This window comes from Arthrobacter sp. 01T414, assembly GCF_056398965.1.
This window is the reverse complement of sequence record NZ_JBFTQK010000001.1, coordinates 1,152,092-1,167,718: the sequence shown is the minus strand read 5'-3', so window position 1 is coordinate 1,167,718 and position 15,627 is coordinate 1,152,092. Positions and strand designations below refer to the sequence as shown.

The 15,627-nt window shown below is 66.8% G+C and carries 10 protein-coding genes and 1 tRNA gene; 7 read left to right on the top strand and 4 right to left on the bottom strand.

Going from position 1 to position 15,627, the window contains the following annotated elements; translation table 11 throughout:
- Positions 1-33: 33 nt before the first annotated feature.
- From AC1DK9_RS05435 to AC1DK9_RS05425, 3 genes are all read right to left on the bottom strand, one after another.
- Positions 34-2,805 carry a S8 family serine peptidase gene (locus tag AC1DK9_RS05435; protein WP_476915221.1) on the bottom strand — a complete coding sequence of 924 codons (2,772 nt, stop codon included), beginning with the start codon at positions 2,803-2,805 and terminating at the stop codon, positions 34-36.
- A gap of 797 nt (positions 2,806-3,602) precedes the next feature.
- Complete coding sequence (locus AC1DK9_RS05430; RefSeq protein ID WP_476862711.1) at positions 3,603-3,737, bottom strand: hypothetical protein; 135 nt, start codon at positions 3,735-3,737, stop codon at positions 3,603-3,605.
- 336 nt (positions 3,738-4,073) lie between these two features.
- Positions 4,074-4,547: a MarR family winged helix-turn-helix transcriptional regulator gene (locus tag AC1DK9_RS05425; RefSeq protein WP_476862936.1), complete on the bottom strand. Its 474-nt coding sequence runs from the start codon at positions 4,545-4,547 to the stop codon at positions 4,074-4,076.
- Between the two features lie 96 nt (positions 4,548-4,643).
- Between AC1DK9_RS05425 and bcp the strand changes: the two genes are divergently transcribed.
- From bcp to AC1DK9_RS05390, 7 genes are all read left to right on the top strand, one after another.
- Entirely contained in the window at positions 4,644-5,117 is a 474-nt protein-coding gene (gene bcp, locus AC1DK9_RS05420; RefSeq protein ID WP_476862710.1) for a thioredoxin-dependent thiol peroxidase, read from the top strand.
- 97 nt (positions 5,118-5,214) lie between these two features.
- Positions 5,215-5,296 (top strand) — tRNA-Leu (locus AC1DK9_RS05415).
- A gap of 277 nt (positions 5,297-5,573) precedes the next feature.
- Positions 5,574-6,251 (top strand): fasciclin domain-containing protein, encoded by a 678-nt coding sequence (locus AC1DK9_RS05410; protein WP_476862709.1) that lies wholly within the window; start codon positions 5,574-5,576, stop codon positions 6,249-6,251.
- Positions 6,252-6,473: 222 nt separating this feature from the next.
- On the top strand, positions 6,474-8,126 hold the full coding sequence (locus tag AC1DK9_RS05405; protein ID WP_476915247.1) for an ABC transporter substrate-binding protein: 1,653 nt from the start codon (positions 6,474-6,476) through the stop codon (positions 8,124-8,126).
- A 79-nt stretch (positions 8,127-8,205) separates the two neighbouring features.
- Positions 8,206-9,708, top strand: a complete 1,503-nt coding sequence (locus tag AC1DK9_RS05400) for a malate:quinone oxidoreductase (protein WP_476862708.1) — start codon at positions 8,206-8,208, stop codon at positions 9,706-9,708.
- Between the two features lie 83 nt (positions 9,709-9,791).
- Complete coding sequence (locus tag AC1DK9_RS05395) at positions 9,792-13,013, top strand: efflux RND transporter permease subunit (protein ID WP_476915220.1); 3,222 nt, start codon at positions 9,792-9,794, stop codon at positions 13,011-13,013.
- Between the two features lie 140 nt (positions 13,014-13,153).
- Positions 13,154-14,092, top strand: a complete 939-nt coding sequence (locus AC1DK9_RS05390) for an endonuclease domain-containing protein (protein ID WP_476915219.1) — start codon at positions 13,154-13,156, stop codon at positions 14,090-14,092.
- Positions 14,093-14,153: 61 nt separating this feature from the next.
- On the opposite strand, the gene AC1DK9_RS05385 is transcribed toward AC1DK9_RS05390, so the two are convergent.
- Positions 14,154-15,623, bottom strand: a complete 1,470-nt coding sequence (locus AC1DK9_RS05385) for an MFS transporter (RefSeq protein ID WP_476915246.1) — start codon at positions 15,621-15,623, stop codon at positions 14,154-14,156.
- Positions 15,624-15,627: the final 4 nt, after the last annotated feature.

The following is a 15,627-nucleotide window of genomic DNA, read 5'->3' as shown; positions in this document are numbered from 1 at the left end:
GCCGCGTGGCTCATGCGGCAGACGCAGTGCGGTTTACGGGACCCGTGCGCTGTAGCCCGAGTACCTGGCCAGGCTCGTGTATCCCGCTTTCGACCCGATGACGCGCAGACTCATGACGTCGTAGCGGTCGGCCCAGGTGATCCGGTGATACCGGCCAGTGGCGCCGGAAATGGGCACGCCGGACCGGTACCACTGGTAGCGCAAGGTTGTGCCGGCGGTCCAGGTGCCCGGATGCGCGGTCAAGGTGTAGCCATACCGCGCGTATCCGCCCATCCAAGGCCGTGATGAGGCCAAGGACCCGGTCGCGATGGCGCTGGTCGATCCCGAGTACTTGGCGAGCGTCGTGTAGCCGGCCTTCGATCCGGTCACCCGGACCCGCATGGACTTGCCCCGGTCCGCCGCTCCAAGGGTGTACTTGGACGCCGTGGCTCCCGTGATGGCGCTGCCGGAGCGGTACCACTGGTACTTCAGGGTCGCGCCCAGGGTCCAGGTCCCGGAGGCTGCGGTCAGCGTGTAGCCGACCTTCCTGGTCCCGTTGATCAGGGGCGTCGGGCCCGAAAGGATCCCGGCGATGACGACGTAGTGCGGGGCTTCCTTGACGATGGTGGCGTAGCCGGGCTGGGTCCGTGTCACACGCCCCATGAGCGATTTGCCCAGGTCCGCCGCGGTGATGCCGTAGTAGGGGTGGTTGGTGCCCGGGACCGGCAGCCCCGACCGGTACCACTGCCAGGTTCTTGTGCCGTTGTACTGCCAGCCGGTTTGCTCGCTCAACCTGCCGAGGAGCGACATGCCCACCCGGGCGCTGCCCGTTACGGTGAGCACCGGATCCGGGACGGTGCCTGGCGCTATCGTGACGGGCGCGGATACGACGGTCAGGGTGGTGTAGCCGGCCTTCTTGCCTGTGGCGCTGATGGTCAGCTGATGACCGACGTCCGCCACCTTGGCCGTGTACGAGGATGAGGTGGCACCGTCGATGGGAACGCCGGAGCGGTACCACTGCCAGCCCAGACCCGTGCCCGCCGGCCAGGTGGTGGAGTTGCTGCGGATGCCCATGATGGAGCCGAGCTTTGGCACCCCGGTAATGGCCGGTGCCGTGGGCGTGAAGGTGCCGGGACCGACGGCCGGAGTGGGCGCCGAGGTTGCTGTCGCCGGATCGTAGCCGTACATGGTGCCGGTGACGGCCACTGTGAGGCTCTGGTCCAGGTCCGCCGCGGTCACGGTGTAGGTGCTGGCGGTGGCAGCGTCGATGGGGGTCCCGGCGCGGTACCACTGGTAGCTGAACGACGCGTTGGGCGTCCAGCTGCCCGGGACGGCTGTGAGCACCGAGCCCACACGGGCGCTGCCCTGGATTGTTGGGGTGCCCGAAACAATCGGCTCCGTTGCGGGCGGCTGCCAGCCGGGCTGGGCAACCCGCACGGCGGCTGCGGCATCCACCAGGCCTGCGCCGCAGCCTCCCGTGTCGCAGCTGCCCGGCAGCGGCCGCGCCGTCTGCTTGAGGATGGCTTCGACGTCGGCGGGGGTGAGGTCCGGGTTGGCGGACATGATGAGGGCGGCGGCGCCGGCCACGTGGGGTGCGGCCATCGAGGTGCCCTGCATGTAGCCGTACGTCTCGGCGCCCGGCGTGGTGGTGCCGTCGTTCAAGGTCGAGAGAATCGTGTTGGCCCCACCGGTTGAGCCGTCGCCGCCGGGTGCACTGACGTCGACCTCGGGACCGTAGTTGGAGTAGTACGACCGGCTACCTTCACGTCCCGTGGCCCCGACAGTGATGATGTTGTTGCAGTTGCCCGGGGTGGAGCCGGCGGCGGGAGCATTCGAGTTGCCGGCAGCTGCGACTACTGTCACGCCCTGTGCGGCGGCGAAGTCCAGCGCGGACTGGAAGTAGCTGCCGCACTGGCCGGCGCCGCCGAGGGACATGTTGATGACTTTGGCGCGGCTCGTGGCTGCCGGAACACCCGAGACGGTCCCGCCGGAGGCCCAGACGACGGCGTCGGCGATGTCGCTCAGGTAGCCGCCGCAGGCCCCCAGGGCGCGGACGGGAAGGATCTTCGCCGAATAGGCAACGCCGGCGATGCCGATGCCGTTGTTGGCCGCGGCCCCGATGGTTCCGGCCACATGCGTTCCGTGCCAGGACGATGATGAGCCGTTGCAGTAATCGCCGGCGTCGGTAGCGTCGCTGTCGCGGCCGTCACCGTCGTTGGACATGGTGCTGTCGGAAATGAAGTCGTAGCCGGGCAGGACGTTCGGCAGGTCGCTGTGGGCAGTGATGCCCGTGTCAATGACGGCCACTACGATGCCTTGGCCGGAACTCATGTCCCAGGCGGCGGGGACGCGCATCCCGCCGGTGTCCTCCGAGAGATCCCACTGCTTCGGGAAGAGCGGATCGTTCGGGGTTGACGTCTGGCGGACAAAGGTGTCCGGTTCGGCATACTCGACGTTGGACTGGCTGCGCAGGGAGGCGAGGACTTTGGCGCTCTCACCGGCAGTCAGCGCGCTGGCGGTCCGTACCACGGCCGCACCACGGGCCGTGGTGTGCAGTTCCTTGACGGAAACCCCCGCGGCCCTGGCAGCCTGTCCGTACGCGTTGCCCCGGGCGCTGGCTGTACCGGCGGTTCCGGACTTGAACTTGACGACGAACCGGCCGTTGGCCGCGGCAGGCGGCGCCGAAGAAGTCGACGACGGGGCGGCCGGGTGTGCGTCGATGGCCGGATCCGGGCCCGCGGCGGCAGGAGACGCGAACAGCGTGCTGAGCAGGACAGCGGCTGTGCTGAGTGATGCGGCGGCCGTAGTCAGACGTGGTGCGGTCATGCGGGTCCTCAGGGCATGGCCGGCCTGGGCCGGCGGACGGGCGAGAGCGGGAAACACTCGCGCTCAACAGGCGTCTGCCCCCGCCAGAACTCTAACCCAGGGAAAACGGTTCCAGCCGCAAATTGCGGGAGCCCTTGGTCTTTACTGCGCGTCTCCTGCCGACACTCGAGCTCTGCTGTCCGCTGCCATTACTAGGGAACCCGAACTCCGCGACGGCTGAGTGCCATAAGCGCCCAAGCTGACAGCAGCACGCCACCGACGGCCAGCAGTAAAGCCCCCGCCCGCAGGCTGGTGCCGCTGCCTTGTGAGCCTTGGACGACGACGGCGGGTGCCACAGCGACGGCCGAGGGCGCCGACGACGGCGTCCCGTCTGCCGTGGTGGACGGGACGTTTGCCCTGACAGGAACCGAAGACGGGGACGGGACCGGGGCCTTGGACGGCGTCGGCCGGGCGGAGCGTGTCGCCGATGGGGCTGGTGCGGGTCTCGCCGGTGCGGCGGAAGACGATGCCGGCACGACCGGCGCCGCCGACGGTGCTGCCGTAGCCGTGGCCGGGGGCTTGGGGGTGCTCGTAGGCTGCGGGGTGGGCGTGGCCGAGGGCTCGCATCGTCCCAGCGGAACCAGAATGACCGGTCCGCACGGTTCGGCGTCGGCCGGAGCGGCGATGGCGAGAGCAGTGAAGGCGGTGATGGCGAGGACTGCAAGGGCCGGCACGGCGGCAAAGATTCCCCTACGCGTTCTCATCCTCAACATCCTACGGTTCGGTGTTAGGTGCCTCCGGGATTTCCGGGCGCGGTCCTAGCTCCGTCCCGCCACCGCCAGCTGGAAATGGATGGGCAACGTCAGCTGGATCGGCAAGGTGCCCAGAGGCTCGTCGAGCAACTCGTTGATCGAGGTCTGCCCTTCAAGCTCGGGCGGCGGCACCATTTCCATAGGAAAACTCTATGCGAGCCTTTGCCCGGCACAGGGGCAGGACACGGCCTGTCAAACAGCAGAAAAGCCGCGGCCATTAGCCCGGTTTACGAGACAACCTCCACCCCTAGGAATCCTCGGGCGATGCAATGTGGGGGTCGCAGTCCTCGCAGAAAACCGCAGTGGCAAATTCGCCGCAGCACTGACAGTGATGCTCAAGGGATCTAGGCTCAAGGACGTAGCTCGTCATGCCCCCCATGTTTGCCCAGTGTCAGGTGCTCAGCACCAGTAATTGGTACTCGTTTTTGGGCAGTCACACTCTCGCCCGGCGCGCATACCGCTGCCGCTCGCAGGGGCCTAGTTGGCCTTAGCGGGCACACTCGACTCGGCCGAGGTGACGATCGCCTTCGCTTCCGTCGTCGACATGCGGTTGGCCAGTTCCCGGACCACGGACTGCAACTCGTGGCGCAGCGAGTCGGGATCAATCGAGGCGGCAGCAAGGACCGAGCGTTCCATGTCCGCGGCCGCAACGACGGCTTCGCGGCCGCGGTCCGTCAGGGTGACGACGTGGCTGCGGCGGTCGGAGGCACTGCGCTCCCGGGAGATGTGGCCATGGGCTTCGAGCCGGCTCAGGGTCTTACCCATGGTCTGGGCTTGCACACGAACCAGTTGCGCCAGCTGCGCTTGGGTCATGGGTCCTTGGACGGAGAGCACTTCCATCGCAATGACCCCCGCGTGGGTGAGGCCGATGGCCCCCAGCTTCTCATTCCAGGAGTGTTCTACAAGGCGTGCTGCCGTGGACAATAGGCGGCCAGTGGGCCAGCGATCCATATCAGGCATACCAAAGAGTATAACGATTGTCCGATTCGTCGACTGCGCCCGCGCTCACTAGGCTGGAATTCCCCCTATTTTTATCAGGAGAGATACATGACCGAACGACTCGTTCCCGGCACTGTGGCACCGGACTTTCAGCTGTTGGACTCGGCGGGACGCACGGTCGGCCTGCAGGACTTCCGCGGCCGGAACACGGTGGTCTATTTCTACCCTGCGGCCGCCACGCCCGGGTGCACTAAGCAGGCCTGCGACTTCCGGGACTCCCTCGCCGCCCTGCAGCGGGCCGGCTACGAAGTCGTAGGCATCTCCCCCGATCCGGTTCAGAAGCTCGCCGCCTTTGCGGCCGCCGAACGGCTCAGCTTCCCGCTGCTCTCCGATCCGGACCACGCTGTGGCGGAGGCCTACGCCGCATGGGGCGAGAAGAAGAACTACGGCCGCACCTATGACGGGCTCATCCGGTCCACCGTGGTGGTCGACCCGGAGGGCAAGGTCGCCCTGGCCCAGTACAACGTGCGTGCCACCGGCCATGTCGCCAAACTGCTCCGCGACTTGAAGCTGGACGCCTGAGTTTCGAGTCCAGACGCCGGACTGCGGGGCAAAACTGTAGACTGGTGGCCGGCATCCGCCGTCGAGGTCCTATTGGTTCCCCGAACGACGGCGCCGCGCGCGAGTGGTGAAATTGGCAGACACGCAGGATTTAGGTTCCTGTGCCTTCGGGCGTGGGGGTTCAAGTCCCCCCTTGCGCACAACGCGAAACCCCGGTCCGATGACCGGGGTTTCGCGTTTTAACCATGGCCCTTGACTGCCAGAAACCCCGGAATCACGCGGGAACCGCGGGCTGGAGCGGCCGCCGCGGGCCGGGCCAAAAAAAGAATTTCGATTCCCACCCATCCCTTTCAGCCGAGCTCCCGAATACCCATTGAGACACCAACCAAGGGTCGGTGCCCACCAGTCGGAGAAAGGCCACAGCGGCAAAGAGGTCCGCTGCAGGCAATGAAATCGGCACAACAAAGGAGAATCGAAATGCAGACCATCAAGCGCACGACTTTCGCCGTTGCAGGTATCGCTGCTGCAGCCATGCTCAGCCTCACTGCCTGTGGCGGTTCCAGCACCGGCTCCAGCTCCTCCTCGGCTCCGGCATCCACGCCGATGGAATCGAGCATGGCACCGTCGCCGTCCATGAGCTCCTCCGCTGCGGCAATGGACCCGGCAGCTGACCTGGTCGGCTCCGGCTGCGCCGGCTACGCCGCCAAGGTTCCCGATGGCAAGGGTTCTGTTGCCGGCATGGCCCTGGATCCGGTGGCCGTTGCCGCCTCCAACAACCCGATCCTGACCACCCTGACCGCAGCCGTTTCCGGCAAGCTCAACCCCAAGGTCAACCTGGTGGACACCCTGAATGGCAGCGAATTCACCGTCTTCGCTCCGACGGATGACGCGTTCAAGAAGATCGACGCCGCCACCATCAACAAGCTCAAGACGGACGACGCCCTGCTGAGCAAGATCCTGACCTACCACGTAGTCCCGGGCAAGATCAGCCCGTCCGAGATCGTGGGCACGCACAAGACCGTTGAGGGCGGTTCCGTTACCGTCACCGGCAGCAAGGACGCGCTCAAGGTCGATGGCGCCAACGTTGTCTGCGGTGGCGTCAAGACCGCCAACGCCACGGTCTACATGGTCGACTCGGTCCTGATGCCCAAGTAAGCATCACCAAGCCCTCCTGACCCGGATTCAGCCTGACTCCCTGGATCCACCTGGAGAAACGAAGGCCCGCACCCGGTGGTGCGGGCCTTCGCCTGTTCCCTGGATCCGCGGACCGGTCAACTAGACTGGGGCTGTTCCGCAGTCGGCGGCCGACAAGTTCCCAGAGGTGATTCCCGAGTGCCCAGCAGTACCGCGCCCATCAGTACCGGCCCCCGAAAGGCGTTGCGCCGCATCGCAGCCGGTTTCGGCGCAGTCCTGCTCCTGCTGCCTCTCGCTGCGTGCACCGGAACACCCGGCCCTGCACCCTCGCCCACCTCCGCCAGCGCTTCCGACGCCGAGCCCACCGCCACCTTCACCTTCGGCACCGGCTCGCGTCCGCTCGGCCTGGATCCGGCCCTCGTGTCCGACGTCGACTCCTACCGCATCACCCGCCAGATCCTTGAAGGACTGATCGGTGTCGACCAGACCAGCGGCAAGCCCACGCCCCTCCTTGCAACAGAATGGACGAACAGCGACGACGGCCGCTCCTACACTTTCAAGCTCCGCGAGAACGTGAAGTTCCAGGACGGTACTGCCTTCAACGCGGCGGCAGTGTGCACCAACTTCAAGCGCTGGTTCAACTTCTCCCCCGCCCTCCGCAAGCAGGCGCCCGGCAGCACCTTCAAGGGCGTCTTCATGGCCCATTCGGACCAGGCGTCGCTGTCCATCTACAAGGGGTGCACCGCACTGGCGGCGGACAGCGTCCGGATCGACCTGACCCAGCCCTTTACCGGGTTCCTGCAGGCCCTCACCCTGCCGGCCTTCGCAATCTCCTCGCCGCGCGCCCTGGCCGCGGGCTCGGCCGATGTGTTGAACCGGAACCGCGAGGGCCAGCCCCTGTCCGCCTACGCCCTGCACCCCGTGGGCACCGGACCCTATGTCTTCGGCTCCTGGGAGGACAACACCGTCACCCTGGCCAGCAACAAGCACTATTGGGGGGACAAAGGCCAGATCGGAACGATCAACTTCGTCACCTACGACCACCCCCAGGCACGGCTCCAGGCACTGCTCGACGGCAAGATCGACGCCTACGACTCCGTGACCGTGGGCAACTTCGACCAGCTGGTCAAGCGCGGCAAGCAGATCATCCAGCGCGACCCGTTCTCCGTCATGTATCTGGGCATGAACCAGCAAGTTCCGGTGCTGCGGAAGCTCAAGGTCCGCCAGGCGATCGAGATGGCCCTGGACAAGGACACCCTGATCCGGAAGTTCTTCATCGACAACACCGCCGCCGCCTCGCAGTTCGTGCCGCCGAAGCTGAGCGGCTTCAACAACAACGCCCCATCGCTGGGCTACGACCAGAACAAGGCCAAGGAACTCCTCGCCGAGGCCGGCTACAAGGGCGAGGTGCTGAAGTTCTACTACCCGCTCAACGTCACCCGCCCGTACCTTCCGACGCCCGAAAAGGTCTACGCCGAGATCAGCCGCCAGCTGACCGCCGTCGGACTCAATATCAAACCGGTTCCGATCGACTGGTCCGACGGGTACCTCCAGAAGGTCACCTCCCCCGGCGACCATGCCCTGCACCTGCTCGGCTGGAACGGCTCCTATGCGGATCCGGACAACTTCGTCGGCCCGCTCTTCGGGGAAAACACCGGCGAGTTCGATTACCAGGACCCGCAGGTGTTCTCCAAGATCTCCCGTGCCCGCGGGCTGCCGGACGGCAAGGACCGGACCGAGCAGTACCAGACCATCAATGCGCAGATCGCGGCTACGGTGCCCGCTGTCCCGATCGCGTTCCCGATCTCGGCCCTGGCTCTCTCCGACCGGGTGCTGAAGTACCCGGCGTCGCCGGTGCTGAACGAAGTTTTCACAAACGTCCAACTAAAGCCTTGACGGGACGACCCAATTTCAGTTAGTGGGCCGTGCGGGGATATTCTGTGACAGCCAGAGCCGCTGCTATCGGAGACTGATTGTGACTTTCATTTCCAAGACCCAACACGCCGACGTTGTCCTGATAGGCGGCGGCATCATGAGCGCCACGCTGGGCGCCTTCCTCAAGCAGCTCGAACCGAACTGGACCATTTCGCTCTTCGAGCGCCTGGACCAGCCGGGCCTGGAAAGCTCCGGACCGTGGAACAACGCCGGTACCGGCCACGCCGCACTGTGTGAGCTCAACTACTCCCCCGCAGCCAAAGACGGCTCGGTGGATCCGGCGAAGGCGCTGCACATCAACGAGCAGTTCCAGCTGTCCCGCCAGTTCTGGTCCCACCTCGTGACCAACTCGCTGATCGGCTCCCCCAAGGGCTTCATCAACACGGTGCCGCACATGAGCTTCGTTGTCGGCGACGCCAACGCCAAGTTCCTGCGCACCCGCTACGAGGCGCTCAAGCCGAACCCCCTGTTCCGCTCGATGGAATACTCCGAGGACCACGCGCAGATCGCCAAGTGGGCACCGCTGATCGTCAAGGGCCGCGACCCGAAGCAGCACATCGCCGCCACCCGCGCCGCGGAGGGCACCGACGTCGACTTCGGCGCCCTGACCCGTGAGCTGACCGGCTACCTCGGCAACAACGGCGTGGAAATCAACTACGGCCACGACGTCACCGGCATCAGCCGGGCATCCGACGGCGGCTGGGACCTGGCACTGAAGCACCCGCGCTCCGGCGAGCACGGCTCCATCCACGCGAAGTTCGTCTTTGTCGGCGCCGGCGGCGGGGCGCTGCACCTGCTGCAGGCCTCGGGCATTCCGGAAAGCAAGGGCTTTGGCGGCTTCCCGGTATCGGGCCAGTTCTTCCGCTGCACCGATGAGACCCTCGCCGCCCAGCACAGCGCCAAGGTCTACGGGCAGGCATCCGTGGGCGCCCCGCCCATGTCCGTCCCGCACCTGGACACGCGCTTCGTCAACGGCAAGCGCTCACTGCTCTTCGGCCCGTACGCCGGCTTCTCCACGAACTTCCTCAAGAACGGCTCCTACCTGGACCTGCCGCTGTCCATCCGTCCCTCCAACATCATCCCGATGCTGGCCGTGGCGAAGGACAACATGGACCTCACCGCGTACCTGGTCAAGGAAGTCGCCAAGCGGCACGGCGCCAAGGTCGAGGCGCTGCGGGAGTACTACCCGGAGGCCAAGGACGGCGACTGGGAACTGATCACCGCCGGCCAGCGGGTCCAGATCATCAAGAAGGACCCGAAGAAGGGCGGCGTGCTGCAGTTCGGCACCGAGGTCATCGCCGGACGCGACGGCACCATCGGCGCCCTGCTCGGCGCCTCCCCCGGGGCCTCCACCGCGGTGCCGATCATGATCGAGCTGCTGCAGAAGTCCTTCCCGAAGAGCTTCAAGGGCTGGCAGTCCAAGCTCAAGGAGATGATGCCGGGCTACGGCGTCAAGCTCAACGAGAACCCGGAACTCGCGGCCAAGCTCGAGGCCGAGACCGCCGCCGCCCTCCAGCTGGAGCCGGTCAGCGCCAACCGCTGAAACTCTGCCGGGTTGCGGCACGTTTAGTCCCATTGAGGCGTTCCGTCGTGGCGAGCGTCCGCTAACCCCCAGGAGACCATGAGATGTTCCGGCTGGCCCAGCTCTCGCTAGCAAACCGGGCGCTGATTGCGCTGATCACCGTCTTCGCGTCGGTGTTCGGCGTGATCACGATGACCTCGCTCAAGCAGGAGCTCATCCCGTCCATCGAGTTCCCGCAGATCACGGTCATCACTTCGATGCCCGGTGCCTCGCCGGAGGTAGTGGACAAGCAGATCAGTGGTCCGCTGGAGACGGCGCTCAACGGCGTCGAAGGTCTGGAATCGACGTCGTCGACGTCGCGGAACGGCGTTTCGCAGATCACCCTGGCATTCACGTACGGATCCAATCTGGACCGCGCCCGGAACCAGATTGACCGTGCCATCTCCAACGCCAAGCAGGCGCTGCCGAAGGACGTCCAGCCGCAGGCGATCGCCGGCAGCATAAGTGACTTCCCGATCGTCTACCTCGCCGTCTCCTCGGACAAGCCGCTGAGCGAGCTCAACGCGGACCTAACCCGCCTCAGCGTGCCGCGGCTGCAGAAGCTCGACGGCGTGCGCGGCGCCGAAGTGACGGGCGGGGCCACCCAGCACATCCAGATCCTGCCGCGGCCGAAAGAGATGGCGGCCTCCGGGGTGACCATCGGAACCATTTCCGACGCGCTGAAGAACAACGGCACGCTCGTCCCGGCGGGAAGCATCGAAGAGAAGGGCAAGACCCTTTCGTTGCAGATCGGCAGCCCGGTGGATTCCATCGACGCCATCAAGGCCCTGCCGCTGGGCGGCGCCCGGGACGCCGCGACCATCGGCAGCGTGGCGGACGTCAGCATCGCCGAGGACGCCCGCACCTCGATCACCCGCACCAACGGCAAGGAAACCCTGGCCGTCTCGGTCACCAAGAAGCCCGAGGGCGACACGGTGGGCATCTCCCATGCGGTCAAGGACTCCATCCCGCAGCTTGAAGCGGAACTGGGCTCCAACGCCAAGTTCACCCCGGTGTTCGACCAGGCGCCGTTTATCGAGAAGTCCATCAAGGACCTCACGACGGAGGGCCTGCTGGGCCTGGGCTTCGCCGTCGCCGTCATCCTGCTGTTCCTGCTCTCGGTGCGCTCGACGCTGGTCACAGCCGTGTCTATCCCGTTGTCGCTGCTGATCACCTTCATCGGTCTCTCGGCCACCGGGTACTCGCTCAATATCCTGACCCTCGGCGCGCTGACCATCGCGATCGGCCGCGTGGTGGACGACTCGATCGTGGTGATCGAGAACATCAAGCGGCACCTGAGCTACGGCGAGCAGAAAATCACCGCGATCCTGACGTCCATCCGCGAGGTAGCCGGCGCCATCACCGCGTCCACCCTCACCACCGTGGCGGTCTTCCTGCCGATCGCGTTCGTGGCGGGACTCGCTGGAGAGCTGTTCCGGCCCTTCGCTTTGACGGTCACGATCGCGCTGGTCTCCTCGCTCCTGGTCTCGCTGACCATCGTTCCGGTGCTGGCCTACTGGTTCCTCCGGACGCCCGCGGACAAGGCCGGCGCCGAGGTTTCCGAGGCTTCCGCCCGCGAAACAGCTGCGAAAGCCCACGAGGCGGAGCAGCGCGGCTTCCTGCAGCGCGGCTACCTTCCCATCCTGACCAAGACCCAGCGGCACCCCGTGATCACCCTGGTGGCGGCCGTTCTGGTACTCGGTGGCACCGCCGCGATGTCCCCGCTGCTCGCCACCGACCTGCTGGGCCGTTCGGGCGAAAACAGCATGACCGTGAAGCAGGCCCTTCCGGCCGGCACCAGCCTCTCCGAGGGCAGCGCCGCCGCCGTCAAGGTCGAAAAGGCACTGCGCGGCATCGACGGGATCAAGGACGTCCAGGTCACCACCGGTAACGCCCAGTCCGGCTTCTCGGCGCTGCAGTCCACCGGGGCTGCGAACTCCAGCTTCACGGTCGTGACCGAGGAGAAAGCCAACCAGGGCAAGCTGCAGGACACCGTCCGCAACGAGCTCGCCAAGATCTCCGGCGCCGGCAAGATCACGGTGGGATCGCAGCAGGGCGGCTTCGGCACGACGTCGACTGTCGACATCACGCTGAAGGCCGCCAGCTCCGCCGACCTGAAAACGGCGAGCGACGCCATGGTCAAGGCCATGGACGGCGTACCCGGCTCGTCCGAGGTCAGCACCAACCTGGCCGCGAGCCAGCCGGTGGTCCAGGTCAAGGTGGACCGCGCCAAGGCCGTCGCGGCCGGTCTCAACGAACAGCAGGTCGCCGGCGTGCTGGCCTCCACCATCAGCCCGATCCCTGCAGGGACCGTGCGCATCGGCACGAACGATTTCCCGGTCCGGATCGGCGAGGGCAGCCGCTTCACCAGCATCGGCGCCGTGCGCGACCTCCCGCTGCCGACGGCGCGGGGACCGGTTCCGCTGTCTTCGATCGCCTCGGTGGAACAGGTGGACGTCCCGGTCTCCATCACGGCCAGCAACGGCCAGCGGACCGCACGAGTGTCCGTCACGCCGTCCGGCGGCAACCTGGGCGCGGTCAGCACAGAGGTCCAGGCCCGGCTCAAGAACGTCCAGCTCCCGCCGGGCGTAACGGCAGAGATCGGCGGAGCCACCACCCAGCAGGCAGAGTCCTTCGGCCAGCTGGGGCTGGCGCTGCTGGCCGCCATCGCGATTGTCTACGTGATCATGGTCGCCGCGTTCAAGTCGCTCGTTCAGCCGCTGATCCTGCTGGTCTCCATCCCGTTCGCGGCCACCGGCGCCATCGCCCTGCTGCTGGTGACGGGCGTTCCGCTGGGGCTGCCGTCACTGATCGGCATGCTGATGCTGGTGGGCATCGTGGTGACCAACGCAATCGTGTTGATCGACTTGATCAACCAGTACCGCCAGCCCCGTAACGGCGAGCCAGGGATGAGCGTGGCGGAAGCGATCACGCACGGCGCACGGCAGCGCCTGCGCCCAATCCTGATGACCGCGCTGGCCACCGTGTTCGCGCTGACCCCGATGGCGCTGGGCCTGACCGGCGGCGGCGGTTTCATCTCGCAGCCGCTGGCCATTGTGGTGATCGGCGGCCTCATCTCTTCCACCGCCCTGACGCTGATCCTCGTGCCCGTGCTCTACCGGCTGGTCGAAGGACGGCGCGAACGGAAGGCACTGCAGAAGGCCGAGGGCGGCAGGCCCGTCCATGGCCGCCGGGCCCAGCCCGCTCCGGCAGACACCATCCATGCCCGGCAGGACGGGCAGTTCGAGGCCGACAAACCGGACGAAGCCCCCGCGCTCCGCAACTAGATCCCTCCTCTCCCAACTAGCTCGCAATAGTTGTCGTTTTGACCGCCCAAAACGACAACTACTGCGAGCTAGTTGGGTTGGCGCGGGCCGGGCCTGTGGATAACCCCCTAGGCGCCACCGGATTTTGCCAGCATGGGGCTATGAAGACCCCGCAGCCCCTGCCGGACGCGGTTGCCCGTGCGCCCTTCACCTTTCAGGAGGCGCTCGAGGCCGGGGCCAGCTACCGCCGGCTCCGGCACCACGGCCTCGTATCGCCGAGTCGAGGCATCCGCATCCCGGGCGGCGAGGAACCGACTCCCGGCTTCGTCCCGCTGGTGCGGCCCTTCACCCTGATTACGGAATTCACGGCAGCCTCGCACGCCACGGCATTCCGGGCCTGGGAGATGCCCGGTTATTTGCCCGGTTCGGACGGACCACACATCCACTTATCGCGGCCCGACTCCATGGCCATCCCCCGGCGGACTGGCGTGATCGGCCACGTCGGCCAATTCTTTCCCGATGAGATCACGAGCATCGGCGGCCTCCTCTTGACGACGCGGACCCGGACCTGGCTCGATGTGTCCCGGCTTATGACGGTGGACGAGCTCACCGTGGTGGCCGACCATCTGATCCGTGTTCCGCGGCCTGGCTTGGAGGGTCGCGGTGATCCCCACGCCAGCATCGCCGACCTGGCCGCGATGCTGGACCGGCACAAGGGAACCCCGGGAATCCGGAAGGCCCGGCTGGCCTTGGAACAGGCCCGGGTCGGCTCTGATTCAGCACCGGAGACCCGGCTGCGACTCGCATTGACGCGGGCGGGTTTGCCGGAACCCGAGGTGAACCCGCGCACGGAGCTGCTCAACGGCGTCGTGCGTCATCCCGATCTGGCGTATCCGGAATTTCTGGTGGCGGTGGAATACGAAGGCGAGGGGCACTCCTCGGCCGGGCAGGTGATCCGGGACATCACCCGGGAGGAAGACTTCAGCCGGGCCGGCTGGACGCTGGTCCGGGTGTCCAAACGCCACATGGCCAACGACGCCCGTTCTGCGGTGTCGAAGGTCCGCGTCGCGCTGCTGGCCGGTGGGTGGAGCCCGCGCTGACTTTCCCAACTGACTGGCAGTTGTTGTCGTTATGAGGGCCCAAAACGACAACAAATGCAAGCTAGTTGGGGGCGGAAGCCGGCTTGGTGGTTTCGAGGGTTCGTGCAAGCGCGGGATCCGGGTCGGAGAACGCCATCCGTGGCACCAGCACCAGCGCGGCGGCCGCGGCCAGTCCGGTAACCCCGCAGATGGTCCACACCGTGAGGTAGCCGGCCAGCGGCGCCGCTGTCTGGCCGGCGCCGGCGGCAGCACCTGCGTCTGCCAGGACATGGCTGATCAGGGCTATGCCGAAGACAGCCGAGGCGAAAGCCCCGCCGATGGTCTTGGTGGTGTTGGTCAGGCCGGTGGCCATCGCCGTGCGGTTCAGGGGTGCCGCGGCAGCCGCAGCCGAGGGCAGCGCAGCCACGAGTGCCCCGGAGCCGACGCCGGCCACCGCCATGTTGACCAGCGCCTCCGCCAGGCTGCCGTGGAGGGGCAGGAAGAGCAGGTAGCCCAGCCCCACGAGCGCTGCCGCGCCCACCAGGGTCCAGCGCGGGGTCAGCCGCCGCGTCACCACCGGGTACAGCAGCGCCCCGATCAGCAGCGCGAGCACGTACACCCCGATGATGATCGAGACCTGGCCAGCGCGCAGCCCCAGTCCGTAGCCGTGTAGGGCGGGGTCGGTCCGGGCGAAGGTGGAGAGCGGGGCCTGGGCGCCGAGTACGGACACCCCGAACAGCCCTGCGGTCAGCTGCACCGGCCACATTGACTTGGACCGCAGCATCCGAATGTCCACGAGCGGATCTTCGCGGCCCAGCTCCACGCGGGTGAACGGGACAAAGACCAGCAGGCCGGCCGCGACCAGCGCCCACGCCCACCAGGCTCCGGGGCCGTTGAGGCGCATGAACGTCAGCCCGGAGGTGATCAGCAGGAGCCCGACGGCGAGCAGCGCGAAGCCGCGGGTGTCTACTGTGCCGCCGCCGCGTTGGGTGGATTCCGGCACCCCGAAGCGGATGGCGAACCAGCACGCCGTGACTGCCATCGCGGGAAGCATCAGCACCAGCTGCAGTTGGCCTGCGAAGACTTCCACGAGGGCACCGGCGGCGAGGGCGCCGGCGATCACACCGAATTCCAGTGCGCCCACCAAGGCTCCGGCGGCGCGGCGGGTGCGGGCGGCACCGTCGGGCAGCGCGTGCACCCGGCTGAAGACGAGTGCGATTTCCAGCGGAAGCCAGACCACGTAAAAACCCTGCAGCGACCATGCCGCGAGGAACGTCCAGAAATCCGGCGCCAGCGCCACGCCCCAGGACGCGGCGGCGGTGAGCACGGTGGAAACGAGCAGGATCCTGCGGTGTCCGTACAGGTCCCCCAGCTTTGCCAGCACCGGCACGGCCAGGGCGCTGACCGTCAGCTGGGCGGCCTCGAACCAGTTCACGTCGGCGTCGTGGATCCCCAGGTGCCGGGCGATGTCGGTAAGGATGGGCGTGTAGTAGCCCTGCAATATCCCGCTGGTAAGTTCCACCAGACACAGAAAAGCGACAACGCGGCGCATGGCG